Here is a 24,812-nt window from a genome sequence, read left to right as displayed (position 1 = left end):
TTCTCCTCGTGCGCCTGTTTTACGGCGCGACGTTCTGATAATTAGCTGATCTGCAAGACCCGAGCCATGGCCTGGTCGTCGTCTTTGGCGGTGTTCATCATCTTGATGTGCAATTCGAACTGCTTGGCCAGGGCCAGCACAGAAGTCATCTCTTCCACGGCATTGACGTTGCTCGACTCAAGGAACCCGGACACCAGTTTGACGTTGGCATCGGCTTGCGCCGGCTGGCCGTCCTTGGTGTGGATCGAACCGTCCAGGCCCTTGGTCATGTTCTTGAAATCCGGGTTGACCAGCTTGATGCGGTCGACTTCTGCCATCACGCGCGGACCTTCGCCCATCGCACGGATGCTGACGGTGCCGTCCTCGCCGACTTCGATTTGCTGCTCGGGTGGCACGGAGATCGGCCCGCCATTGCCCAGCACCGGCATACCGTTGCCGGCCCGCAATACGCCCAGCGCGTCGACGTTCAGGCTGCCGGTGCGCACGTAGCTTTCGCCGCCGTCCGGGTTCTGCACGGCGATCCAGCCGTTGCCCTGCACCGCGACGTCGAGGTCGCGACCGGTTTCCACCAGAGCGCCCGCAGAGAAGTCGGTGGCCGGACGTTCGGACATGGCAAATGCACGCGCCGGAAAGCTGTCACCGAACACCGGCATCGAACGCGCCTGCTCCAGGTCTTTCTGGAAACCGTTGGTGGAGATGTTCGCCAGGTTGTTCGCATGAGCCTTCTGCGCCAGTGCATTCTGGCTGGCGCCGGTCATTGCCACATAAAGGTACTTGTCCACACTCTTTCCTCTGCATGCCGGACGTTTGCCGCCCACCGCTGTACTGCTGAGCCATAAGCAATTTGCAGACCAACTTTTTTCTGGCGGCGCGGGGCCCGGCAAACAAAGGACTTGAGGGGTTCGGAGGGTAATGGGGGATTGTGTCGAAGACGAAAAACCGGCGGTGTTATGCCGGTAAGTGGCAAGGCTTGACCTGAGTTCTGCCTGTGCTGGCCTCATCGCGGGCAAGCCCGCTCCCACAGAGTTGTCTGGCGCCCACAGATTTTGAATCCATTGAAGATCCCTGTGGGAGCGGGCTTGCCCGCGATGAGGCCAGCACAATCACAACAAGTGTCGGTCATGACTCGGTCTTGCCAACCTCATACTCACGCAACTTATTGGCAATGGTCGTATGCGAAACCCCCAACCGCTTGCCCAGTTGCCGACTGCTTGGATGCTCGGAATACAAACGCTCCAATACCGCTTTCTCGAAGCGCCCGACAATCTCGTCCAGCCCGCCCTCGAGTGAAAAGTCGCCAAGCGGCTGACGCACACCGTAGTCTGGCAACCGGATATGCTCGGCCTTGACCGTGCCGCCCTCGCACAACGAAACAGCCTGGAACAGCACGTTTTCCAGCTGCCGGACATTGCCCGGCCAATGGTAATGACTGAGCCGCTCCATGGCCGCCGGCGCCAGTTTCGGCAGCGGGCAACCGATCTGCCGACTGGCCTGATCGAGGAAGTGCTCCACCAGCGGCGTCAAGCCATCCAGGCATTCGCGCAGCGGCGGGATGTGCAGCGACAGTACGTTCAAGCGGTGATACAAATCCTGGCGAAACTCGCCTCGCGCGCACAACTCCGACAGGTCGACCTGCGTCGCGCAGATCACTCGCACGTCCAGATAAACCTCTTCATCACTGCCTACGCGACGGAAGCAACCGTCCTGCAGGAAGCGCAGCAATTTCACCTGCAAGCGCGGGCTCATTTCTCCCACGCCATCGAGGAACAACGTCCCCCCCGCCGTCAGCTCCAGCAACCCGAGCTTGCCCTCGGCCCGCGCCCCTTCGAATGCACCGGGACCGTAGCCGAACAACTCGGTCTCGGCCATCGACTCCGGCAGACCGGCGCAGTTGAGCGCCATCAACGGCGACTGCCCCCGCGGACTGGCCAGGTGACAGGCCCGCGCCAGCAATTCTTTACCGGTGCCGGTTTCGCCTTCTATCAATAGCGGCGCGTCCAGTGGCGCCATGCGTCGCGCTTCGCGAACCACGGCGGCCATCACTTTCGAACTCTGGAAGATACTGTCGAACCCGCGCAGCTCCTGTTTGCGCACGTTGTAGATGCGCTCCCCGACCCGGTCGGCACGATGCAGCGTCAGCACCGCGCCGGCCATGGCTTCGCTGTCGTCATGCTCGGATTGCAGCGGCGCGATGTCGGCCAGAAAGACATCGCCCTTCACCTTGACTCGCAGCCCGTTGATCCGCGACTTGTTGGCGCGCACCAGCTCCGGCAAATCGAAATCCTCGGCGTACCGCGATAACGGAATCCCCGGCACTTCATCCACCCGCACCCCGAGCAATTGCGCCGCCGCACGGTTGGCCGCGACGATCGAACCGCCCATGTCGATCGAGAGCACCGGAAATTCCAACGCGCCGAGCAACGCATTGAGTTCCATGTGCCGACGCTCACTGGGCATCAGCCCTACGCGCTTGACGCCAAAGACACCGGCAATCGATTCGAATTTCGGACGCAACGCCTGGAACTGAATGTTGATCAGGTTCGGGCAATGCAGGTAGATCGCGTTGCCATACTCCCCACCCACTTCACCTCGGGCAACGTTGATTCCGTACTCGACCAGCAAGTTGAGAATGTCGCGCAGGATGCCGATGCGGTTCTGGCAGTGGACTTTGATACGCATATAAAGGCCCGAAACTGGAGTGATCGAGGCCCCGCGCGAGGATTTTTCTGCGTTGGGGCCAAGTTAGTCGTCAAGATTATGTGACACCTGCACGCCTTTTCAAACCCGGAAATCGCAAGCGCCGCGCCATAGCGGCCTTTCCGTAACGAAAACTTTACGAAAACCGACGAATTTTCCTACGCACTACGGCCCTCACGTGCTGCAACATCGCAATTCCTGAGGTATTTCTAGGTCCATAGCAGGACATAACAAGAACGAAATCCCCTAGCAGGAGAGCAGCATGAAGCAGACGCAATACGTGGCTCGCGAGCCCGATGCGCAAGGTTTTATCGACTACCCCGCCGAAGAACACGCGGTGTGGAACACGCTGATCACTCGCCAGCTGAAAGTGATCGAAGGGCGTGCGTGCCAGGAATACCTGGACGGTATCGAAAAACTCGGTCTGCCCCACGACCGCATTCCGCAACTCGGCGAAATCAACAAAGTCCTCGGTGAAACCACCGGTTGGCAAGTTGCCCGGGTGCCCGCACTGATTCCCTTCCAGACCTTTTTCGAATTGCTGGCAAACAAACAGTTTCCGGTGGCGACGTTTATTCGTACCCGCGAAGAGCTGGATTACCTGCAAGAACCGGACATTTTCCACGAGATCTTTGGCCACTGTCCGCTGCTGACCAACCCCTGGTTCGCTGAATTCACCCACACCTACGGCAAACTCGGCCTCAAGGCTTCCAAGGAAGAACGCGTTTATCTGGCGCGTCTGTACTGGATGACCATCGAGTTCGGCCTGGTCGATACCCCGCAAGGCCAGCGCATTTATGGCGGCGGCATTCTCTCCTCGCCGAAAGAAACCGTTTACTGCCTGTCGGACGAACCTGAGCATCAGGCATTCGATCCGCTGGAATGCATGCGCACGCCGTATCGCATCGACATCCTGCAGCCGCTGTACTTTGTCCTGCCGAACCTCAAGCGTCTGTTCGATCTGGCCCACGAAGACATCATGGGCATGGTCAAGCAAGGCATGCAGTTGGGTTTGCACGCACCGAAATTTCCGCCCAAACCAAAAGCCGCGTGATCCGTAGCTTTTAGAATCAAGTGAGCCTGTCAGGAACCGACGCTTTGGTTTAGCGTGGTGACACTGACGGCCGATTTCCAACAATTCGATTTCAGGAACACACCATGTCCACATTGAACCAAGCCCATTGCGAAGCCTGCCGCGCCGACGCTCCTCAGGTCAGCGACGAAGAACTGCCGGTATTGATCAAGCAGATCCCTGACTGGAACATCGAAGTTCGCGACAGCATCATGCAGCTGGAAAAGGTTTTCCTGTTCAAGAACTTCAAGCACGCCCTGGCGTTCACCAACGCGGTCGGGGAAATCTCCGAGGCCGAAGGTCACCACCCAGGCCTGCTGACCGAATGGGGCAAAGTCACCGTGACCTGGTGGAGCCACTCCATCAAGGGCCTGCACCGCAATGATTTCATCATGGCCGCGCGCACTGACGAAGTAGCCAAGGACGCCGAGGGCCGCAAATAATGCATTTCGACGCCATAGGTCGAGTACCCGGCGACCCGATTCTCGGCCTGATGGAGGCCTATGCGCAGGACCCGAACCCGAGCAAATTCGACCTTGGCGTGGGCGTCTATAAAGATGCCTTTGGCCTGACGCCGATTCCCCAGGCCGTGAAGCTCGCCGAGCAGCGCCTGGTGGATCGCCAGACCACCAAGACGTACATCGGCGGCCACGGCGAACCGGCATTCGGCAAGGTCATCAATGAGTTGGTGCTCGGCGCCGACTCGGCGCTGATCGCCGAACAACGGGCCGGCGCCACCCAGACACCTGGCGGCACCGGTGCGTTGCGCTTGAGCGCGGACTTCATCGCCCAATGCCTGCCGGGGCGCGGCGTGTGGCTGAGCAACCCGACCTGGCCGATTCACGAAACCATTTTCGCCACGGCCGGGGTCAAGGTTAATCATTACCCTTATGTCGGCAGCGATAACCGTCTCGATGTTGAGGCGATGCTGGCGGCACTCAATGAAGCGCCGAAAGGCGACGTGGTCTTGTTGCACGCCTGCTGCCACAACCCGACCGGCTTCGATCTGTCCCATGACGACTGGCGTCGCGTGCTGGACGTGGTGCGCAGCCGGGATCTGGTGCCGCTGATCGACTTCGCCTATCAGGGCTTTGGCGATGGCTTGGAACAGGATGCCTGGTCGACCCGTTTGTTCGCCGCTGAACTGCCGGAAGTACTGATCACCAGTTCCTGCTCGAAGAACTTCGGGCTGTACCGGGACCGCACGGGGGCGCTGATTGTCTGCGCGAAAACCGCTGAAAAACTGGTGGATATTCGCAGCCAACTGGCCAACATCGCCCGCAACCTGTGGTCGACTCCGCCGGATCATGGCGCTGCCGTAGTGGCGACGATTCTTGGCGATCCGGAGCTGAAAAGCCTTTGGGCCGACGAAGTGGAAGCCATGCGCTTGCGTATCGCGCAACTGCGCAGCGGTCTGGTGGAAGCGCTGGAACCGCATGGCTTGCGCGAGCGTTTTGCGCATATTGGTGTGCAACGCGGAATGTTTTCCTACACCGGTTTGACGCCGGATCAGGTTAAACAGCTGCGTGATCATCACAGCGTCTACATGGTCGGTACCGGCCGTGCGAACGTGGCGGGGATCGATGCGACGCGCTTGGATCTGTTGGCCGAGGCGATCGCCGAAGTCTGCAAGTAATGTGAAACATCGGCCGGGTCCCTTGTGGCGAGGGGGCTCGCCCCCGTTCGGTCGCGAAGCGGCCGCCGTTTTACCCGACAGGCATCCGCAGCTGCATGTGGGGCTGCTGCGCAGCTCAAAGGGGCAAGCCCCCTCACCACAGGGGAATGCGCTGCTCCTGCTGACCTGTCTAGACAATCCCATCCGTCGCAACAAATAGATATAAAAGTCTGTTTGTCATTTCTCCTGCTGTATCCTGCCCAGGCTTTTTAAAAGCGCGGATCTACCAGATCTATCAACAGACTTTGCGAGGAGCGCGAAACATGCACGAGATCCCTAATCTCCCCTTCCCAAGCCTGCACGAAACTGAGCAGACAACCCCGCAGCAAGCCGGCGCCCAACAGCCCGAGCCGAAAGAAGCCACTGAACGCCGCCAGGCCGACAGCGAAGACTGAAACACCCGCAATGCCAGACCGTGTGGAAAGCGCTAACATGCGCTTTCCACACCGCCTGAACCCTTGAGTTGCACACCATGTCCGACAAATTCAGTGAGACCCAGGCCAGCGTCCTGATCGGCACCGCCGAAAAAATGATCGAGATCTGGAATCGCCTGTCCCCCGAGAAACAAGCCGCGCTGCTCGCCCGATTCGGCAGCGAAGAAAATGCCCTGGCCGCCCTGGTCACTACGCAACTGGTCGCCCCCGCCAAGCCCTGAAACAGCCCCGCCCGGCAAATAGTTTTACTTTTCCACGACCCGCGGCCTCTCGCGCCGCTATCATAAGCAGCCTATCTATCCTGCTTTCCCGTGGACCTTTACCCATGTCTGAAAACCAGCGCCCCCTGGCGGTCACGCTGCAAGTCGTTTCCATCGTTCTCTTTACCTTTATCGGCTACCTCAATATCGGCATTCCCCTTGCTGTGCTGCCGGGCTACGTCCACAGCGAACTCGGCTTCGGCGCGGTGATCGCGGGGCTGGTGATCAGCGTGCAATACCTGGCCACCCTGCTCAGCCGTCCTTACGCCGGGAAAATCATTGATAACAAGGGCAGCAAACTGGCGGTGATGTATGGCCTGGCCGGTTGCGGTTTGAGCGGTGTATTCATGCTGATTTCGGCCTGGACCCAAAGCCTGCCGATGTTGAGTCTGATCAGCCTGCTGATCGGTCGTCTGGTGCTTGGCAGCGCGGAAAGCCTGGTGGGCTCCGGTTCGATCGGCTGGGGCATCGGCCGGGTCGGTGCGGTCAACACCGCTAAAGTCATCTCCTGGAACGGCATCGCCAGTTATGGTGCGCTGGCCGTCGGCGCACCGCTGGGTGTGCTGTTGGTGAGCCAGTTGGGTTTGTGGAGCATGGGCGTCAGCATCGTTTTGCTGGCCGTGCTGGGCCTGGCGCTGGCCTGGCCGAAGACCGCCGCGCCGATTTTGGTCGGTGAACGCCTGCCGTTCATGCATGTGCTGGGTCGAGTGCTGCCACATGGTTGCGGTCTGGCGTTGGGCTCCATCGGTTTCGGCACCATCGCGACCTTCATCACGCTGTATTACGCCACGCAACACTGGGACAACGCAGTGTTGTGCCTGAGCCTGTTCGGTGCCAGCTTCATCGGCGCGCGCCTGCTGTTCGGCAACCTGATCAACCGTCTCGGCGGTTTCCGCGTGGCGATAGCCTGCCTGTCGGTGGAAACCCTGGGGCTGTTGCTGCTGTGGCTGGCACCGGATGCCCATTGGGCACTGGCGGGTGCGGCACTGAGTGGCTTCGGGTTTTCGCTGGTGTTCCCGGCGCTGGGTGTGGAAGCGGTCAATCTGGTGCCCGCGTCGAGCCGTGGTGCGGCGGTCGGGGCGTATTCGCTGTTCATCGATTTGTCGCTAGGGATTACCGGGCCGTTGGCGGGTGCGATTGCGGCAGGTTTCGGTTTTGCCTCGATCTTCCTGTTCGCCGCCCTCGCCGCCCTGAGCGGATTGGCATTGAGTGTTTACCTGTACCGGCAAGCACCCAAGCACCTTAATGAAAAGTACCGCGAAGAAAGAGCCGCGCGCTAGAAGTCGACCTTGCCGCGCCCGGCCTTGATGCTGCCGCGCTTGGTCTTGGATTCGAGCCGACGCTTCTTCGAGCCGAGGGTCGGTTTGGTCGGACGGCGTTTCTTTTCGACCTTGGTGGCGCTGAGGATCAACTCGGTCAGCCGCTCCAGCGCATCGGCGCGATTGGCTTCCTGCGTGCGGTATTGCTGGGCCTTGATGATCAACACCCCTTCGCTGGTGATGCGACTGTCCCGCAGCGCCAGCAGCCGTTCCTTGTAGAACTCGGGCAAGGACGAGGCCGGAATGTCGAAGCGCAAGTGCACGGCGCTGGAAACCTTGTTGACGTTCTGCCCACCGGCCCCTTGGGCACGAATGGCCGTCAACTCGATCTCGGCATCCGGCAGATGCACGTTGTTGGAAATCACCAGCATGGAAAAGCGTCCGTAATCAGAACGCGCAGGATACCGCGAATGAGATTCCGGCACGCCGAAGATCAACTGTGGGAGCGAGCCTTTTGTGGCGAGGGGATTTATCCCCGATCGGCTGCGAAGCAGTCGTAAAAACGTTGCATGCGGTGTATCTGATCCAATGTAGTCACTGGTTTTGGGGCTGCTTCGCAGCCCAACGGGGATAAATCCCCTCGCCACAAAAGCCACGCTCCCACAGGTATTACAGCGCGCACAAAAAACCCGGCACATGGCCGGGTTTGTTGTTTCTGAAGGCCGCGCTTACTTCGCGCTCGCCGCCTGCAACGCATGCTGAGCACTGCGCTTGTTCTTGATGCCGTAGCAAACCCACATGAACGCTACCCACACCGGAATCGCATACACCGAGATCTGGATGCCCGGGATCAACAGCATCACGCCGAGGATGAACACCACGAACGCCAGACAGACGTAGTTCCCGTACGGATACCACAGCGCCTTGAACAGCGGCGTCTGCTTGGTCTTGTTCATGTGCTGGCGGAACTTGAAGTGCGAATAGCTGATCATTGCCCAGTTGATCACCAAGGTGGCCACCACCAGCGACATCAACAGTTCCAGCGCATTTTGCGGGATCAGGTAGTTCAGTAGCACCGCGATCAACGTCACGGCAGCCGACGCGAGGATCGAACGCACCGGCACACCGCGCTTGTCGATCTTCGCCAGGGCTTTCGGCGCATCGCCTTGCTCGGCCATGCCCAGCAGCATGCGGCTGTTGCAATAGGTGCCGCTGTTGTACACCGACAGCGCCGCGGTCAGGACCACGAAGTTGAGGATGTGCGCCGCGGTGTTGCTGCCAAGCATCGAGAACACTTGCACGAACGGGCTGCCGCTGTAGGAATCACCGGACGCATTCAGGGTCGCCAGCAGGCTGTCCCATGGCGTCAGCGACAGCAGGATAACCAGCGCACCGATGTAGAAAATCAGAATCCGGTAGATCACCTGGTTGATCGCTTTCGGGATCACGGTTTTCGGCTTGTCGGCTTCTGCTGCGGTGAAACCGAGCATTTCCAGGCCGCCGAAGCTGAACATGATGATCGCCATGGCCATTACCAGACCGCTGACACCGTTCGGGAAGAAACCGCCGTGGGACCACAGGTTGGTCACCGACGCTTCCGGACCACCGTGACCGCTGACCAGCAAGTAGCTGCCCAGGGCAATCATGCCGACGATCGCCACCACCTTGATGATCGCGAACCAGAACTCGGCCTCACCAAAGACTTTGACGTTGGCCAGGTTGATCAGGTTGATCAGTACGAAGAATCCGGCCGCCGAAACCCAGGTCGGGATCTCTGGCGCCCAGTAGTGAATGTACTTGCCGACCGCAGTCAGCTCCGACATGCCCACCAGAATGTACAGAATCCAGCAGTTCCAGCCCGACAGGAAGCCGGCGAAACCACCCCAGTACTTGTGCGCAAAGTGACTGAAAGAACCGGCAACCGGCTCTTCGACGATCATTTCGCCGAGCTGGCGCATGATCATGAAGGCAATGAAGCCGCAGATGGCGTAGCCGAGGATCATCGACGGGCCAGCGGATTTCAGGACACCGGCCGAGCCGAGGAACAGGCCGGTACCAATCGCGCCACCGAGGGCGATCAGTTGAATATGACGATTCTTCAGGCCGCGTTTCAGCTCGCCTGAATGCGAGTTTTGTCCACTCATGAAAAGGGTCTCACGCAAGGTTTGATGATGTTCAGTAGACGTTGCTGCTCGGTTGCAACTTTAAGCAGCGCCGATCAAACCCCAGCGCAGGCACCAGGAGTTCAGCGTATTTACAACGGTCATGCGTCACCTGTTTGTTTTTATCTGTGACGAAATCGAACCCGACACGCTCGTGACGTGGCGGAGTGAACAAGGCGGATAGCCTTGAGGTTTGCGCAGCTGCGCAGGAGGTCACAGGTAAAACGCGGCGCATTGTACACCGCTAACCCCCTGCTGCCAGACCCGCTGGATCAGCGTGTCGGTTGCCGGGATTGCCTGTGTCCGCCTCGGGGATCCCGGGCGGCTGCAAAAAATGAGTCAGACCTTTGCGGGTCCTGGGCGTGGACGATGGAAAAACCGTCCCACGGGAAGAGATGGAAATAAGTCACGGCGTACATTGCGCCTCCTTCTTGTTATGCACCTGCACGACAGGCATGGCGCGCATCTCACCCTTCCAGCGCCGCTGAAACAAGCGCGCCAGAGCCTTGTTCGCAGATCAATCGGCGTGCTGGCGGCAGGTTTTCCTTACGGACCTCCCTAAGGCACGAATTCAGGGGATTCAGCACGCAATTTCGTCAGCATTTCTTTACAACCCGTAACGAAACTTTGCCGAATCAGAAGTAACTGTAGGACGACTGCAAATTGACGATAGGAAGCTTCCTAAGGAAAAAATCCATTTAGTTTTTTGTTTTCTATTAATAAATGTCTATTCAAAAAATAAAACCGAAAGTTCAATTAAATCTAATTTAATTATTTTTTTGCGTTTCAAAAACCACTGAACTAGGTTTCAGCGTCTTGCCGAGCTGCATCGACTGGCAAGCTGTTCTTACTCAAAAGTCATCTAGGAGATTCACCATGCAAGCAATGGAAAAAGACCTGGAAACTGAACTGCAACTGGACGATTGGTTTGAAGCACCGACCCATGAAGCCGCCGTTGAAATGATGCAAGCCGACGCGGTTGTTCCGTTCGGCACGGCGATGTGGCCTCTGTAAGTCATCCCGGCAGGCACGGTCGGGCCCGGTTGTGCCTGCCACTTTCGCTCGGTTTGTCAGGGAGGACTACATGGATAAGCAACGCGCCATTTCGCATTTCCTTTACTACCTCGAACATCACCCGGCCCTTGCCGGTCTCAATCCGGCGAAGGTCTTGCTGGGCCACACCGCTGATTACACAGCACTGACCGGCGCCATTGCCGAACAGGCTTCCGACAGCCAGGCATTCCGCTTCAGCGCACTGCGACTGGACCTGGAACCCACGGAATTGCTGGCCCACGCCATTATCGACAGCGATCTGTACATTTTCTTCTACGACTCTTCCACCCTGCCGAATCCACGCCCCGAGGGCCCTGAATTTGTCCGCGCCCTGCAAGGCGTGATGGCCGAGAACTGGAAGAAGTCGCTGCTGTTCAAGGATTACGGCGATTACTTTTACGACACCTTCAGTGTCACCCCGCAGCGCATTGCCGGGTTGAACAGCCACTTGATCCAGCGCATGTCCCACGCAACAACGCTAAGTTTCAAGGATGATCACGGTTCCTGGTTTGAAACACCGTTGAGCAGTATCAAGAAGTGGACCGATATCAATGGTGTCGGCAACTTTGATCTGGCACCCGGAGAAATAGCCACCCACAGCGAAGCCATTAATGGCCGGGTCAAGTTCATGGGGACGTTTCTCAGTACTATTCCGTTTGCGCGCAAGTACGGAGTATTGGAGTCACCGCTGGAGTTGTGGATCGAGAACTCGACCATCAGCAAAATTGCGACTGAAGTGCCAGGCCTGGAGCATGATTTCAACAAGTACCTGGACGCCAATCCGTCGAATCGGCGGATCGAGGAACTGGGGATTGGCACCAATGAAGGGGTCAAGGCGTTGTATGCGCGCAACGCGGGATTCGAGGAACGCCATTGCGGGCTCCATCTGGGGTTGGGTGGTGGTGCAAAGGGTAGCCATCATCTGGATCTGATTTTCTCCAGCGGCGTGTTGGCGCTGGACGATGAGCCGGTGTTTGATGGGCGGTTCGTGTTCTAGCCTGAAACAACGGTGCTGCTACTGACGTCATCGCGGGCAAGCCCGCTCCCACAGGTGACCGAGTTCCCCCAGACGAATGCAATCCACTGTGCGGGCTTGCCCGCGATGACTGGCTAGAAAACCCTGTAAAGCTCAAGTCGAACGCAAAAAAAAAACGCCAACCCGAGGGTTGGCGTTTTTATGTGGCGCTTACCGATTACTCAGGCTTGCGACGACCAAAGCCCGGACGCTGGCCGGAACCGGCTGGCGCACCGCGACGCTTGCCCGATGGCGCATCCTTGTCGACCAGAACGATGCCCGGGCGTTTCTTCGGCGCCGGTTTGGCCGGGCGCTTGGTGTCGGACGGACGATCTGCAACTGGCGTACCACGCCCCGACTCTCCACGACCCGCAGGGGCACCACGATCACTGCGACCACCGCTTGGCGCACCGCGGCCTTCACCGCGCTCGGTGCGACCGTTGGCCGGACGTGGCGTGCGTGGACCGCGCTCGCCATCAGCGCGTGGCGCTGCTGGTTTGCGCGCTGGACGTTCGCCTTCGATATGCGGTTCACGGGTATCGCGCGGTGTAGCAGCGGACTGGTTACCGATGGCAGGACGCAACGAACGTACGCGCTCGGTCTTGCCCATGGGACGCGACGATTTACGCTGCATCCGATCCAGCTTGTCCTTGCTCTTGGCGTTCATCTGCGGCATGGCCACCGGAGTCAGGCCGACTTCAGCACTCAGAATGTCGACTTCGTACTGGCTCATTTCGCGCCAGCGGCCCATCGGCAGGTCGGAGTTGAGGAACACCGGACCGAAACGCACGCGTTTCAGGCGGCTGACCACCAGGCCCTGGGATTCCCACAGACGACGAACCTCACGGTTACGACCTTCCATCACCACGCAGTGATACCAGTGGTTGAAACCTTCGCCACCTGGTGCCTGCTTGATGTCGGTGAACTTGGCCGGGCCGTCTTCGAGGACGACGCCGGCTTTCAGGCGTTCGATCATCTCGTCATCGACTTCGCCACGTACGCGTACCGCGTATTCACGGTCCATTTCGTAGGAAGGGTGCATCAGGCGGTTGGCCAGTTCACCGTCGGTGGTGAACATCAGCAGACCGGTGGTGTTGATGTCCAGACGACCGATGTTGATCCAGCGACCTTCTTTCGGGCGCGGCATCTTGTCGAAAACAGTCGGACGGCCTTCCGGATCAAGGCGTGTGCAGATTTCACCGTCGGGCTTGTTGTACATGATCACGCGGCGTACCGACTCGGCGGCTTCTTCGCGCTTGATCACCTTGCCATCAATGGTGATGGCGTCATGCATGTCGACACGCTGACCGAGCGTGGCGTCTTTGCCGTTGACCTTGATGCGGCCGTGGCTGATCCAGGCTTCTACGTCACGGCGCGAGCCGACGCCGATACGGGCGAGGACTTTCTGCAGTTTTTCGCCTGCTGGGCCGATTTCCTGGTCGTCTTTCTGGTCGTTGATACTCATCTGGGCACCTCCCGGTGTGGTCTGTTCAGGCGGCCCTGAATTGAGCGTCCTGAAGCGATGTAAAACGGGTACTTGGGCAAGGGGATTGCCGAAGGGTCGCGAATCATACGCTCATGTGGGCGTTTTCGCATCAGAGACTAGTTGATGAACGCCGAGTTACTTGTTTTTCCGCCGACCGGTGGCGCCGAGCTTGATCAAGCGCAATGAAGCTTCAGCGAGAACAATGCGTTTGTCAGCCTTGTCGAGTTTTTTCCAGGCCTTGATCTCACGCTTGCTGCGGCCGCAGCCGAGGCAGATGTCGTCGGTGAATTTGCAGACGCTGATGCAGGGGTCTTTGGTTGAGCTCATCAAATACTCCATCCAACACAAATCCCCTGTGGGAGCGGGCTTGCTCGCGAATGCGGTGGTTCAGTCGACATGTTTGTTGGCTGACCCACCGCATTCGCGAGCAAGCCCGCTCCCACAGGGTCAATCATTGTCCACAGGATTTGGGTCAGTCTTCGAACTCGCGGCGTTCGGCTTCGATGGCTTCGGCGAGGGCTCGAGCCTCGGCTTCTTCGTCGCTCAACTCAGGCTCGGGTTTCGATTGCTCGAGAGCGGCGACAGCCGCCAGGAGTTTCTCGCGCGCCTCGGCGACGCCAAGCACGTCATCCTCAAGCTCTTCTTCGACTGTGGCTTCTGGCTCAACCGGAAGTTCCGCTTCAATCTCAGGCTCCGGCAGCTCCAGAACCTCTTCGGTCCCGGTCACCTCGCCATCGCGCAGAATGTCGTCGAAGTCGGTCTTGAGCCCCTCCTCCATGGTGTCCAGTTCCAGCAACAGCGTATGGAAACTGGTTTCTTCCTTCGGCTCTTCCGGCTCGGCGCTGGCGTCCGCCAGTTCCTGCAACCCGGCCGGCACCGGCGCGTCGTCGAAATCGAGCACCGGATCGGGTTCCAGCTCACGCAGTTCGGCGAGTGGCGGCAAATCGTCGAGATTTTTCAGGTTGAAGTGATCGAGAAAGGCCTTGGTCGTCGCAAACATCGCCGGCTTACCAGGTACGTCACGATAACCAACGATGCGAATCCACTCCCGTTCCAGCAACGTCTTGACGATGTGACTGTTGACCGCCACGCCGCGCACATCTTCGATCTCGCCCCGGGTGATCGGCTGACGATAGGCTATCAGCGCCATGGTTTCGAGCATCGCACGGGAATAACGCTGCGGGCGCTCTTCCCACAAACGTCCTACCCACGGCGAGAACTTTTCGCGGATCTGCAGGCGATAGCCGGAAGCGACCTCCTTCAGCTCGAAAGCACGGCCGTCGCAGGACTTAGCGAGTATCGTCAGGGCTTTCTTGAAGACTGGCGGCTCGGGGCGCTCGCCCTCTTCGAAGAGTTCGAACAGGCGCTCAAGCGATTGCGGTTTTCCCGAGGCCAACAGAAAGGCTTCAAGCAGTGGCGCCAGCTCGCGGGGTTCAGTCAGGTTCATGATTCAACTCGTTATTCGGCTCGGGCTCGCACGTGGATCGCCGCGAACGGCTCATTCTGCACCAGCTCGACCAAAGATTCCTTGACCAGTTCGAGGATCGCCATAAAGGTCACCACGACACCCAGGCGCCCTTCTTCAGCCGTGAACAGCTCGACAAACGGCACGAAACCGCCGCCCTTGAGTCGTTCCAACACGTCACTCATACGCTCGCGGGTGGACAGCGCCTCGCGGCTGACCTGGTGACTTTCGAACATGTCGCCACGGCGCAGGACCTCGGCCATGGACATCAGCAACTCTTCCAGGCTCACGTCCGGCAACAGCTTGCGCGCCCGGGCTTCCGGGGCGTCGAGCTTGGGCACCACCACGTCGCGACCGACGCGGCTCAGGCCATCGATGCCTTCGGCGGCGGCCTTGAAGCGTTCGTACTCCTGCAAGCGACGGATCAGTTCGGCGCGCGGGTCGTCTTCTTCATCTTCGATGGTTTCGGCTCGCGGCAACAGCATCCGCGACTTGATCTCGGCCAGCATCGCGGCCATCACCAGATACTCGGCGGCCAGTTCCAGGCGCACCGACTGCATCAACTCGACGTAACCCATGTACTGGCGGGTGATTTCCGCCACCGGAATGTCGAGGATGTTGATGTTCTGTTTGCGGATCAGGTACAGCAGCAGGTCGAGCGGGCCTTCGAAGGCTTCCAGGAAAACTTCGAGCGCATCCGGCGGAATGTACAGGTCCAGCGGCATTTCCATGACCGCCTGGCCATACACCATGGCGAACGGCAGCTCTTGCTGGGCACCGGCCTGACTGTCGATAACGGGTTCTACTGCAGACATCTACGCCTCGGCCATGAACGGCGCAGGGTCGCCGCAACCGACGCGGATCACCTCCGGCTCGCCGTCGGCGAGGTTGATCACGGTGGACGCCTTGATGCCGCCGAAACCGCCGTCGATGATCAGGTCGACCTGATGCTCGAGCAACTGGCGCATTTCATACGGATCGGTCAGCGGATCGGTGTCGCCAGGCATGATCAGCGTCACGCTCATCAGCGGCTCGCCGAGCTCTTCCAGCAGCGCCAGGGCAATCGGGTGGCTGGGTACGCGCAGGCCGATGGTGCGTTTTTTCGGGTGCAACAACAGCCGCGGGACTTCACGGGTGGCGTTGAGAATGAAGGTGTACGGACCTGGCAGGTGTGCCTTGAGCAAGCGGAACAGGCCGGTGTCGATCTTGGCGAACAGGCCCAGTTGCGACAAGTCACTGCAAATCAGCGCGAAGTTGTGCTTGTCATCCAGCCCACGCAATCGGCGCACGCGCTCCACGGCGTTCTTGTCGCCGATCTGGCAACCAATGGCGTAGGAAGAGTCTGTGGGATAAATCACCACCCCGCCTTTGCGGATGATCTCGACAGCCTGTTTGATCAGGCGCGCTTGCGGGTTTTCCGGATGAATCTGGAAAAATTGACTCACATTCTCTACCTGTTCAGACGGCGGCAATAATTGGGTCATGTTTGAATCGACACCAAAGTGGTGGCAGATCCTCCGGGAGCGGGCGGTATTCACCGATCTCGGACCAGCCTCCAGGGCCATGAAAATCACTGCCGGCGCTGACCAGCAGACCGAACTCGCGAGCTAGAATCGCCAGGCTGCCCACCTGTTCGGCGGGCTGATGGCCATTGACCACTTCGATCGCATGGCCACCTGCTTGAATATAGTCGGCAATCAGGCGGCGACGCTTGCTGCGAGTGAAATCGTAGTGCCACGGGTGCGCCAGGCTCACCCAGGCTTTGGCCGCACGCAGGGTTTCGACCGTCTCTTCCAGGGTCGGCCAGTGTTGCTTGACGTCCCCCAGCTTGCCGGCGCCCAGCCATTTGCGGAACGCTTCGGCGCGATCCTTGACGAAACCTTCGCGCACCATCCAGTCGGCGAAGTGCGGACGGGCCGGCGCGTTACCGCTGTCGCCCAGTTCCTGCTGGATCGCCCGGGCACCTTCCAGCGCACCCGGCATGCCCTTCAACGCCAACTTGCGGCTTATTTCTTCGGACCGTAGCCAACGGCCATCGTGCAATTTAGCGATTGCTTCGACCAACGGCGTTGCATTCACATCAAATCCGTAACCCAACACATGGATGGTCGCGCCACCCCAGGTGCAGGACAATTCGACGCCATTGACCAGTTGCATCCCCAGCGCCGTTGCCGCGCTGCGGGCCTCGTCGAGGCCTTCGAGGGTGTCGTGATCGGTCAAGGCCAGGACTCGCACGCCTTTCTCGAACGCACGCGCCACCAGGACAGCAGGCGCTAGAGCGCCATCGGAGGCAGTGCTATGGCAGTGCAAATCGACATTCACGGGGATGTGTAACCTCAAATCAGCTGGCGCTATCGCGCGCCCATATGTTTGTTATTATGCCGCCACATCCTGCTTCTGGCTGCCATTGTGAAACAATTCATCGATTTCATCCCGCTTCTGCTGTTTTTCATTGTTTTCAAGATCGACCCACGGGTCGTTGACATTGGCGGTCATCAACTGACTGTCGGGGGCATCTACAGCGCCACCGCGATGCTGATCATCAGCTCCCTGGTCGTCTACGGCACGCTCTTCATCAAGCAGCGCAAGCTGGAAAAGAGCCAGTGGCTGACCCTCATCGCCTGCCTGGTCTTCGGTAGCCTGACCCTGGCGTTTCACAGCGAGACCTTCCTGAAATGGAAAGCCCCGGTGGTCAACTGGCTGTTTGCGCTGGCGTTCATCGGTAGTCACTTCATCGGTGACCAACTGCTGATCAAGCGCATCATGGGCCACGCGCTGACCCTGCCGGACATGGTCTGGACTCGCCTGAACATCGCCTGGATCGCGTTCTTCCTGTTTTGCGGTGCCGCCAACCTGTTCGTCGCGTTCACGTTCCAGGAATACTGGGTCGACTTCAAAGTCTTCGGCAGCCTGGGCATGACACTGTTGTTCCTGGTCGCTCAGGGTATTTACCTGTCCCGCCACCTGCATGACGCCGATACCACCACGCCAAAAACCGAGGACTGACATGCTTTACGCAATCGTTGCCACAGACGTCGCCAACTCCCTGGAAGCCCGCCTGGCCGCACGGCCTGCACACCTTGAGCGCCTGCAAGTGCTCAAGGGCGAAGGTCGTATCGTATTGGCCGGCCCGAACCCGGCGGTCGACAGCAATGATCCGGGCGCTGCGGGTTTCACCGGCAGCCTGATCGTCGCCGAATTCGATTCCCTGAGCGCCGCCCAGGCCTGGGCCGACGCCGATCCGTACATCGCCGCAGGCGTCTATGCCAACGTTTCCGTCAAGCCGTTCAAGCAAGTCCTTCCGTAGCTTTTGTGGCGAGGGGATTTATCCCCGTTGGGTCGCGAAGCGGCCCCCGGCAGTATTCAGACAAACCTAGTTGTCTTTTTTTACGACTGCTTCGCAGCCGAACGGGGATAAATCCCCTCGCCACAAAAGTATGTGTGACCCTTCTAAGCGAACAGCATTAGTCCCACGCGATGAACCTTCTTGGTTCATCGCGCTCTCAATCGCTCATTATTCTCGTTTGCCTGCCGACAACCTGCCCAATAATCGATTGGAATCAGGAGCTCCGATGCGCAAAGGTCCGTTGTGTCTGATGTTGGTCACGTTGTCGATCGTGGCGCCTGCCCACGGTGAAGAAAGCGCAACGCCGCTGTCCTTGAGCGCCGGCAGCCAGATCACCGAGTTGCAGCAGCGCTTGAAGGTGAGCGAACAGCAACGAGAAGAACTGAGCAAACAACTGCAAAATGCCGATGCCGAACGTGAAAGCGTTCAGCTGAGCCGGTTGCGCCAGGAGAACCAGCGTCTGAAGCTGCAACTCAAGGAAGCCCAGGCCAGCAGTCCGCTGCCGCGTTTTCTCACAGACCAGCAGCAATGGTTCGTGATCGGCGCGGGAGTAGCGCTATTGGCCCTGCTCTGCGGTATCTTCGCCAGTGGTGCAAGTCGAAAACGTCGACAATGGCTAAATTGAGTGAGTCATGAGCGAGCTGTTATTAATTGATGACGACCAGGAGCTGTGTGAGCTGCTGGTCAGTTGGCTGAGCCAGGAAGGCTTCCAGGTCCGTGCCTGCCACGACGGCCAGAGCGCCCGTCGTGCGCTGGCCGAAACGTCCCCGGCGGCCGTGGTGCTGGACGTGATGCTGCCGGACGGCAGCGGTCTGGAATTACTCAAGCAATTGCGCAGCGATCACCCGGACTTGCCGGTGCTGATGCTTTCGGCCCGCGGCGAACCGCTGGACCGCATCCTCGGCCTGGAACTGGGCGCCGACGATTACCTCGCCAAACCCTGCGACCCACGGGAACTGACCGCTCGCCTGCGCGCCGTCTTGCGCCGCAGCCATCCGGCGGCGGTGTCCAGCCAGCTCGAACTGGGCGACCTGTGTTTCAGCCCGGTGCGTGGCGTGGTCAGCATCGATGAACAGGAATTCACCCTCACCGTGTCCGAAAGCCGCTTGCTCGAAGCCCTGCTCAAACAGCCTGGCGAACCGCTCGACAAGCAGGAACTGGCGCAGATCGCCCTCGGCCGCAAACTGACCCTGTACGACCGCAGCCTGGACATGCACGTCAGCAATCTGCGTAAAAAGATCGGCCCCCACCCCGACGGCCGCCCGCGCATCGTTGCCCTGCGCAGCCGTGGTTACTACTACAGCCTCTGATATGTCATCTGCGAGGCTCTAGTAGGAGCGAGCTTGCTCGCGAAAAACGTCGGGACAACGCGTTTATCCAGACAGCACGCGTAATCGTTGACGTCCATCGCGAGCAAACTCGCTCCTACAGGGGTCTGCGTGTTTGTAAGGTCGGCGAGAAACCGTCTTTACCCAAGCTTTACGCTCCGCTGACCGCCGCTGACCTTGATCTCCGTAATCTGAACTCATCCGGAACGTACCGGGAACGAGACAAGGAGATTCACCATGCGCAAGACTCTTATCGCTCTGATGTTCGCTGCCGCCCTGCCAACCGTTGCCATGGCCATGCCTGAAGGTGCCGGCCCGATGGGTGGCCCGATGGACGGTTCGCGCCACGGCGGTCAGATGCACGGCATGCACGGCAAAGGCCCGTACAGCCAACTGGACCTGAGCCGCGAACAGCGCGAGCAGATCCGCAAGATCATGGGCGAGCAGATGCACGAGCGTAAGCAAGTGGTCGACAAGTACCTGGAAAAACTCTCGCCAGCGGACCAGAAAGCCATGAAGGACGAAATGGCCGCCAACCACAAGAAAGCCGAGGCCGATGTGCGCGCCCTGCTGAAACCGGATCAACAGAAGCAATTCGACGAGATCCAGAAAAAACGGGCTGAGCGCCGCGCCGAATGGGCCGAGTTCAAGGCGTGGAAAGCGCAACAACCGCAAAAAGCGCAATAATGCGCTAACCCTGGACCCAACGGCTAAACCCCGTTGGGTCTGACACCATTCAGTTCAAATGTGGGAGCGGGCTTGCTCGCGAAAGCGGTGTATCAATCAACAAATACTTTGCCTGACACACCGCTTTCGCGAGCAAGCCCGCTCCCACATTGATCTGTGTTTGTTTGAGGATTTTCTGTGCGTTCATTGTTCTGGCGTATCCTGGCCAGCTTCTGGCTGGCCATCGCTCTGGTGGCAGGGCTGTCCATTCTGCTCGGGCACATGCTTAACCAGGATGCGTGGATTCTCAGCCGCCACCCGGGCCTCAACACCCTGGCCGAACAGTGGACGCAGACCTACGAAGCACAAGGCGAAGAAGCCGCCCAGGACATTCTGGAGCAGCGCAAACGCCAGTATCACATCGACGTTCAGGTGCTTAACGAGAGCGGTGACCCCGTCGTTCGTGGCACCTTCCCTCGCCGCGCCGCGGCCTTCGAAGCACGGCAGAACAACGACGATCGGCGCCTGCCGTGGCGTCGTCTGACCGACGAATACACCAGCGCCAAAACCGGCGACACCTACCTGCTGATCTACCGCATCCCGCACCCCGAACTGGACGCGTGGCACCGCGAAAGCCTGCTCTGGCCACTGAGTGCGCTGGGCATCGCCCTCGTGGTGCTGACCCTGTTCAGCCTGTTCGTGACCTTGTCCATCACCCGTCCACTAAGCCGCCTGCGCGGCGCGGTGCATGATCTGGGGCAAACCACGTACCAGCAAAACAGCCTGGTGAAGCTCGCTAACCGTCGCGACGAGTTCGGCGTACTGGCCAATGATTTCAACCGCATGGGCGCACGCCTGCAAAGCCTGATCAGCAGTCAGCGGCAACTGCTGCGCGATGTGTCCCACGAATTGCGTTCGCCTCTCGCCCGGCTGCGCATTGCACTGGCACTGGCGGAACGGGCCAGCCCCGAGGAGCGGGAAAAACTCTCGCCGCGCCTGACCCGCGAGTGCGACCGGCTCGAAGCGCTGATCAGCGAGATTCTGGTGCTGGCACGGGTCGATGCCGACAACGCCAGTGCTGAAGACGTTGACCTGAATGCGCTGCTCAACACGCTGCAAAAGGATGCGCAATTGGGTTCGCCGGAGCAGACCGTTAGCCTCGACGCCGAACCGCAATTGAATATGAAAGGGTGGCCGACGATGATCGAGCGCGCCGTGGACAACCTGCTGCGCAATGCCCAGCGCTTTAACCCGGTGGGGCGATCGATCGAGATGCAGGCGGTGCGGCAGGGTGAGCGGATTGTAGTAAGTGTGCGCGACCATGGTCCCGGCGTGGATGCCGAGCATTTGAATCAGCTGGGTGAACCGTTCTATCGGGCGCCGGGGCAGACGGCGGCGGGTCACGGCCTGGGGTTGGCGATTGCGCGCCGGGCAGCGGAGCGGCATGGCGGAAGTCTGGTGCTGGCCAATCATCCGGATGGCGGATTCATCGCCAGCCTGGAATTGCCGTTGGTGCCGGGTGCCGTCGTTCAGCCCTGACCCCTTCTGGGTGCGGGCTTGCTCGCGAAGACGATTTAACGTTCAACAGAGATGTTGAATGTGCCGACGCTTTCGCGGGCAAGCCTTGCTCCTACAGGTTATGTGTCGTGCCACGGTTTCGTGAACACTTCATAACCTGTAGGAGCAAGGCTTGCCCGCGAAGCTTTTGATCTTCAGGCTTTCAAAGGCAGCCAGGCGCTGACAAATTCGGCGAGGTCAACCTTCTCCGCAACACGCGGCTCTTTCTGCGGCGTACCCAGGTAAAGAAACGCAATCACCTCTTCCCCTTCCGCCAAACCCAACCCTTTGGCCACATGCGCCGAATAGGCCAGCTCACCGGTGCGCCACACCGCGCCAATTCCCTGCGCATACGCGGCCAGCAAAATTCCGTGCGCCGCACAGCCAGCTGCCAGCAGTTGCTCGGACTTCGGATATTTGACGTGATCCTGCAACCGCGCGATCACCACGACCACCAGCGGGGCGCGCAGCGGGCCGTTGCGCGCCTTGTCCAGCGCGGCTTCGGACACGTCGCCGTCCTGCAGTTTCGCGGCTTCGGCCAGCAACTCGCCCATCTGCTCACGCGCTGCGCCTTCGACGGTCAGGAAGCGCCAAGGCTGCAAATGGCCGTGGTCCGGCGCACGCATCGCGGCACCAAACAGCACTTCGCGCTGCTCGGCGGTGGGGGCCGGATCGACCAGTCGTGGAACGGAAACACGGTTGAGCAAAGCGTCGAGAGCCTGCATCGGCCACCTCCTGAAAAAAATGTCTGGCCATTCTAGCTGCAAGTGCCACAGGGATGCCGGTTTACATGCCCTGCCCCACGGGTAGAATGGCGCCCTTCCTACTTTCAGCCCGAGCGGACTTCATGGCGTTGCCGACCTTACGTCTCATTGGTTTCATCATCGGCCTCTTCCTGATCACGCTGGCGATCGCCATGGTCGTGCCCATGGCGACCCTGGTGATTTTCGATCGCACCGGCGACCTGCCGTCGTTCCTCTGGGCCAGCATGATCACCTTTGTCGCCGGCCTCGCGCTGGTCATTCCCGGTCGTCCCGAGCACGTGCACCTGCGTCCGCGAGACATGTACCTGCTGACGGTCAGCAGCTGGCTGGTGGTGTGCATCTTCGCCGCGCTGCCGTTCCTGTTGACCCAGCACATCAGCTACACCGACTCGTTCTTCGAAAGCATGTCCGGCATCACCGCCACCGGCGCGACCGTGCTCAATCGTCTGGATGACATGTCTCCCGGCATCCTGATGTGGCGCTCATTGCTGCACTGGATCGGTGGCATCGGCTTTATCGGCATGGCGGTCGCGATTCTGCCATTGCTTCGCATTGGTGGCATGCGGCTGTTTCAGACCGAGTCGTCGGACCGTTCCGAAAAAGTCATGCCCCGTTCGCACATGGTGGCGCGGTTGATCGTAGCGGCCTACGTCGGCATCACCATTCTCGGCAGCCTGGCGTTCTGGTGGGCGGGAATGAGCCTGTTCGATGCGATCAACCACGCGATGTCAGCGATTTCCACAGGCGGGTTCTCCACCTCCGACCAATCCCTGGCCAAGTGGACGCAACCGGCGGTGCACTGGGTGGCGATCGTCATCATGATTCTCGGCAGCCTGCCGTTCACCCTGTACGTGGCGACCTTGCGCGGTAACCGCCGGGCCCTGATCAAGGATCAGCAGGTTCAAGGTTTGCTCGGCATGTTGCTGGTGACGTGGCTGGTGCTCGGCACCTGGTACTGGTGGACCACCCAGCTGCATTGGCTGGACGCACTGCGGCATGTAGCGCTGAACGTGACGTCGGTGGTGACGACCACCGGTTTCGCACTCGGGGACTACAGCCTCTGGGGCAATTTCTCGCTGATGCTGTTCTTTTACCTGGGGTTCGTCGGCGGCTGCTCGGGATCGACTGCGGGCGGGATCAAGATCTTCCGCTTCCAGGTTGCCTACATCCTGCTCAAGGCCAACCTTAACCAGTTGATTCACCCGCGCGCGGTGATCAAGCAAAAGTACAACGGCCACCGACTCGACGAAGAGATCGTGCGTTCGATCCTGACGTTCTCCTTCTTCTTCGCCATCACCATCTGTGTGATCGCCTTGCTGCTGTCGCTGCTCGGCGTCGACTGGATGACCGCGCTGACCGGCGCGGCCAGTACCGTATCCGGCGTCGGACCGGGACTGGGCGAGACCATCGGTCCGGCGGGCAACTTCGCCACCCTGCCGGACGCCGCCAAGTGGATCCTCTCGTTCGGCATGCTGCTCGGCCGACTGGAGATCATTACTGTGTTCGTTCTGTGTATTCCGGCGTTCTGGCGTCACTGATCCGATTCGGCGCTTCCATCAGCCGCACCCGGTACTCGCCGGGCGTGGCGTCGAACCAGCGTCGGAAGGCGCGGAAGAAGTTGCTCGGATCGGCGAACCCCAACAGGTAGGCAATTTCCAGCAAGGTCATGGTGGGCTGCGCAAGGTATTGCTCGGCCAGTTCGCGCCGGGTGTCATCGAGCAACGTCTGAAAACTTGTGCCCTCTTCCTGCAAGCGTCGCTGCAACGTCCGTTGCGACAAGTGCAACGTCTGCGCCACGGTATCGCGCTTGGGTTCGCCCTGTGGCAGCAAGCGGCACAACACCTGACGCGCCTTGTGCGTCACGCGGCTCTCGGAAAACCGAGCCAGGTATTCGCCGGCAAAGCGGTCATGCAACAGCGCCATGGCCTCGTTGGCGGTCGGCAGCGGTGCTTCCATGTCGGCGCGTTCGAAGATCAGCGCGTCGTAGGGCGCGTTGAACACCAGCGGCGCATGGAAGGCTTGTTTATAAGGTTCGAGATCGGCGGGCTGTTCGCCCTGCACCAGCACCTTGCGCGGTTGCAGGGTGCGCCCGGTCAGCCAGCCGCACAGCGCGAGCGCGCAGGCCAGCGAGGCTTCGGCACTTTGTCGGGTCGGCGGTAAATGGTCGCCGTGGACCGTCAGAATCAGCGCATAACCCTCATCCAGCAGGCGGAAACTCAGGTCGGCACTTTCGGCAATGATCCGCTGGTAACGCACCAGCCGTTGAAAGCCCTCGGCCAGGGTCCGACTGGACATCAAGGCATAACCGGCCACATGGAAGGACGCCGGTCGCACCACCTTACCCATGTTCAGGCCGATCGCCGGGTTACCGGACAGCTCGACGGCGCGCTGCCAGAGGCGCGTCATGGAGTCTTGCGGGAAGCGCGCATCCGGATCATCCAGTGATGCGTAGTCGAGCCCCAGCTGCTTGAACAGAACCCGGCAATCCAGGCCGTCCATCTCCAGTGCTTTGACAATCCCCATCGCCCAGCTTGCAGAAGTCGTTCGTTCGCTCATGGCGTTTACTTACTTGG

General features: G+C 59.8%; 27 protein-coding genes. 15 read left to right on the top strand and 12 right to left on the bottom strand.

Annotated features, from left to right (window positions below):
* Positions 1 to 41: 41 nt before the first annotated feature.
* Together J2Y86_RS25755 and J2Y86_RS25750 are read right to left on the bottom strand one after the other, a co-directional pair.
* Entirely contained in the window at positions 42 to 782 is a 741-nt protein-coding gene (locus J2Y86_RS25755) for a flagellar basal body rod protein FlgF (protein ID WP_017337154.1), read from the bottom strand.
* Positions 783 to 1,119: 337 nt separating this feature from the next.
* Positions 1,120 to 2,679, bottom strand: coding sequence for a sigma-54-dependent transcriptional regulator (locus J2Y86_RS25750; protein ID WP_253438148.1), 1,560 nt, complete (start codon positions 2,677 to 2,679; stop codon positions 1,120 to 1,122).
* Between the two features lie 280 nt (positions 2,680 to 2,959).
* On the opposite strand from J2Y86_RS25750, the gene phhA reads away from it, so the two are divergent.
* From phhA to J2Y86_RS25725, 6 genes are all read left to right on the top strand, one after another.
* Positions 2,960 to 3,751 carry a phenylalanine 4-monooxygenase gene (gene phhA / locus J2Y86_RS25745; RefSeq protein ID WP_253438146.1) on the top strand — a complete coding sequence of 264 codons (792 nt, stop codon included), beginning with the start codon at positions 2,960 to 2,962 and terminating at the stop codon, positions 3,749 to 3,751.
* Between the two features lie 104 nt (positions 3,752 to 3,855).
* Positions 3,856 to 4,212, top strand: coding sequence for a 4a-hydroxytetrahydrobiopterin dehydratase (locus tag J2Y86_RS25740; RefSeq protein ID WP_017337151.1), 357 nt, complete (start codon positions 3,856 to 3,858; stop codon positions 4,210 to 4,212).
* Positions 4,212 to 5,405, top strand: a complete 1,194-nt coding sequence (locus J2Y86_RS25735) for an amino acid aminotransferase (RefSeq protein WP_301308795.1) — start codon at positions 4,212 to 4,214, stop codon at positions 5,403 to 5,405. Before J2Y86_RS25740 ends, J2Y86_RS25735 begins: the two co-directional genes overlap by 1 nt.
* Positions 5,406 to 5,707: 302 nt before the next feature.
* Positions 5,708 to 5,839, top strand: a complete 132-nt coding sequence (locus J2Y86_RS30225) for a hypothetical protein (protein WP_017337149.1) — start codon at positions 5,708 to 5,710, stop codon at positions 5,837 to 5,839.
* Positions 5,840 to 5,916: 77 nt separating this feature from the next.
* Complete coding sequence (locus tag J2Y86_RS25730; protein WP_253438143.1) at positions 5,917 to 6,099, top strand: hypothetical protein; 183 nt, start codon at positions 5,917 to 5,919, stop codon at positions 6,097 to 6,099.
* Between the two features lie 104 nt (positions 6,100 to 6,203).
* Positions 6,204 to 7,418, top strand: a complete 1,215-nt coding sequence (locus J2Y86_RS25725; RefSeq protein ID WP_253438140.1) for an MFS transporter — start codon at positions 6,204 to 6,206, stop codon at positions 7,416 to 7,418.
* Here the strand turns inward: J2Y86_RS25725 and arfB are convergent.
* On the bottom strand, positions 7,415 to 7,828 hold the full coding sequence (gene arfB / locus J2Y86_RS25720) for an alternative ribosome rescue aminoacyl-tRNA hydrolase ArfB (RefSeq protein WP_008010994.1): 414 nt from the start codon (positions 7,826 to 7,828) through the stop codon (positions 7,415 to 7,417). The genes J2Y86_RS25725 and arfB overlap by 4 nt on opposite strands.
* A gap of 297 nt (positions 7,829 to 8,125) precedes the next feature.
* A complete protein-coding gene (locus J2Y86_RS25715; RefSeq protein ID WP_253438137.1) occupies positions 8,126 to 9,541 on the bottom strand; it encodes an amino acid permease in 1,416 nt (471 codons plus the stop codon).
* An 894-nt stretch (positions 9,542 to 10,435) separates the two neighbouring features.
* On the opposite strand from J2Y86_RS25715, the gene J2Y86_RS25710 reads away from it, so the two are divergent.
* Positions 10,436 to 10,573 carry a hypothetical protein gene (locus J2Y86_RS25710; RefSeq protein ID WP_017337145.1) on the top strand — a complete coding sequence of 46 codons (138 nt, stop codon included), beginning with the start codon at positions 10,436 to 10,438 and terminating at the stop codon, positions 10,571 to 10,573.
* 70 nt (positions 10,574 to 10,643) lie between these two features.
* Positions 10,644 to 11,609, top strand: coding sequence for a leucyl aminopeptidase (locus tag J2Y86_RS25705; RefSeq protein WP_253438133.1), 966 nt, complete (start codon positions 10,644 to 10,646; stop codon positions 11,607 to 11,609).
* A gap of 196 nt (positions 11,610 to 11,805) precedes the next feature.
* Here the strand turns inward: J2Y86_RS25705 and rluB are convergent, their stop codons facing one another.
* The 6 genes from rluB to J2Y86_RS25675 form a co-directional block, all read right to left on the bottom strand.
* Complete coding sequence (rluB, locus tag J2Y86_RS25700) at positions 11,806 to 13,092, bottom strand: 23S rRNA pseudouridine(2605) synthase RluB (RefSeq protein WP_253438130.1); 1,287 nt, start codon at positions 13,090 to 13,092, stop codon at positions 11,806 to 11,808.
* Positions 13,093 to 13,248: 156 nt separating this feature from the next.
* The gene (locus J2Y86_RS25695; RefSeq protein WP_253438127.1) at positions 13,249 to 13,440 is read right to left on the bottom strand and encodes a DUF1289 domain-containing protein; all 192 of its coding nucleotides are present in this window, start codon (positions 13,438 to 13,440) and stop codon (positions 13,249 to 13,251) included.
* 145 nt (positions 13,441 to 13,585) lie between these two features.
* Positions 13,586 to 14,560: an SMC-Scp complex subunit ScpB gene (scpB, locus tag J2Y86_RS25690; RefSeq protein WP_253438124.1), complete on the bottom strand. Its 975-nt coding sequence runs from the start codon at positions 14,558 to 14,560 to the stop codon at positions 13,586 to 13,588.
* Positions 14,561 to 14,571: 11 nt separating this feature from the next.
* Complete coding sequence (locus tag J2Y86_RS25685) at positions 14,572 to 15,330, bottom strand: segregation and condensation protein A (protein ID WP_253548957.1); 759 nt, start codon at positions 15,328 to 15,330, stop codon at positions 14,572 to 14,574.
* Positions 15,331 to 15,393: 63 nt separating this feature from the next.
* Positions 15,394 to 16,023 (bottom strand): L-threonylcarbamoyladenylate synthase, encoded by a 630-nt coding sequence (locus tag J2Y86_RS25680; protein ID WP_253438117.1) that lies wholly within the window; start codon positions 16,021 to 16,023, stop codon positions 15,394 to 15,396.
* A 13-nt stretch (positions 16,024 to 16,036) separates the two neighbouring features.
* The gene (locus J2Y86_RS25675; RefSeq protein ID WP_253438114.1) at positions 16,037 to 16,900 is read right to left on the bottom strand and encodes a PHP domain-containing protein; all 864 of its coding nucleotides are present in this window, start codon (positions 16,898 to 16,900) and stop codon (positions 16,037 to 16,039) included.
* A gap of 87 nt (positions 16,901 to 16,987) precedes the next feature.
* On the opposite strand from J2Y86_RS25675, the gene J2Y86_RS25670 reads away from it, so the two are divergent.
* The 6 genes from J2Y86_RS25670 to J2Y86_RS25645 all read left to right on the top strand — a co-directional run bounded on the left by J2Y86_RS25670 (position 16,988) and on the right by J2Y86_RS25645 (position 21,457).
* Positions 16,988 to 17,584: a septation protein A gene (locus J2Y86_RS25670; protein WP_253438111.1), complete on the top strand. Its 597-nt coding sequence runs from the start codon at positions 16,988 to 16,990 to the stop codon at positions 17,582 to 17,584.
* Between the two features lies 1 nt (position 17,585).
* The gene (locus J2Y86_RS25665; RefSeq protein WP_084320523.1) at positions 17,586 to 17,885 is read left to right on the top strand and encodes a YciI family protein; all 300 of its coding nucleotides are present in this window, start codon (positions 17,586 to 17,588) and stop codon (positions 17,883 to 17,885) included.
* A 265-nt stretch (positions 17,886 to 18,150) separates the two neighbouring features.
* Positions 18,151 to 18,549, top strand: a complete 399-nt coding sequence (locus tag J2Y86_RS25660) for a translation initiation factor 2 (RefSeq protein ID WP_253438108.1) — start codon at positions 18,151 to 18,153, stop codon at positions 18,547 to 18,549.
* A 7-nt stretch (positions 18,550 to 18,556) separates the two neighbouring features.
* Positions 18,557 to 19,234: a response regulator transcription factor gene (locus J2Y86_RS25655; protein WP_150637657.1), complete on the top strand. Its 678-nt coding sequence runs from the start codon at positions 18,557 to 18,559 to the stop codon at positions 19,232 to 19,234.
* 255 nt (positions 19,235 to 19,489) lie between these two features.
* Positions 19,490 to 19,939: a Spy/CpxP family protein refolding chaperone gene (locus J2Y86_RS25650; protein WP_253438105.1), complete on the top strand. Its 450-nt coding sequence runs from the start codon at positions 19,490 to 19,492 to the stop codon at positions 19,937 to 19,939.
* 177 nt (positions 19,940 to 20,116) lie between these two features.
* Positions 20,117 to 21,457: a sensor histidine kinase gene (locus J2Y86_RS25645; RefSeq protein ID WP_253438101.1), complete on the top strand. Its 1,341-nt coding sequence runs from the start codon at positions 20,117 to 20,119 to the stop codon at positions 21,455 to 21,457.
* Positions 21,458 to 21,630: 173 nt separating this feature from the next.
* Here the strand turns inward: J2Y86_RS25645 and J2Y86_RS25640 are convergent, their stop codons facing one another.
* A complete protein-coding gene (locus J2Y86_RS25640) occupies positions 21,631 to 22,200 on the bottom strand; it encodes an NAD(P)H nitroreductase (RefSeq protein ID WP_253438098.1) in 570 nt (189 codons plus the stop codon).
* Positions 22,201 to 22,322: 122 nt separating this feature from the next.
* On the opposite strand from J2Y86_RS25640, the gene J2Y86_RS25635 reads away from it, so the two are divergent.
* Positions 22,323 to 23,777, top strand: coding sequence for a TrkH family potassium uptake protein (locus J2Y86_RS25635; RefSeq protein WP_253438095.1), 1,455 nt, complete (start codon positions 22,323 to 22,325; stop codon positions 23,775 to 23,777).
* On the opposite strand, the gene J2Y86_RS25630 is transcribed toward J2Y86_RS25635, so the two are convergent.
* Positions 23,734 to 24,795: an AraC family transcriptional regulator gene (locus J2Y86_RS25630; RefSeq protein WP_253438092.1), complete on the bottom strand. Its 1,062-nt coding sequence runs from the start codon at positions 24,793 to 24,795 to the stop codon at positions 23,734 to 23,736. The two genes, J2Y86_RS25635 and J2Y86_RS25630, sit on opposite strands and share 44 nt — an antisense overlap.
* Positions 24,796 to 24,812: the final 17 nt, after the last annotated feature.

The sequence above is a fragment of the Pseudomonas migulae genome (genome assembly GCF_024169315.1).
GTDB lineage: Bacteria > Pseudomonadota > Gammaproteobacteria > Pseudomonadales > Pseudomonadaceae > Aquipseudomonas > Aquipseudomonas migulae_B.
The sequence above is the reverse complement of the archived record's forward strand: the minus strand, read 5'-3'. Positions and strand labels throughout refer to the sequence as shown.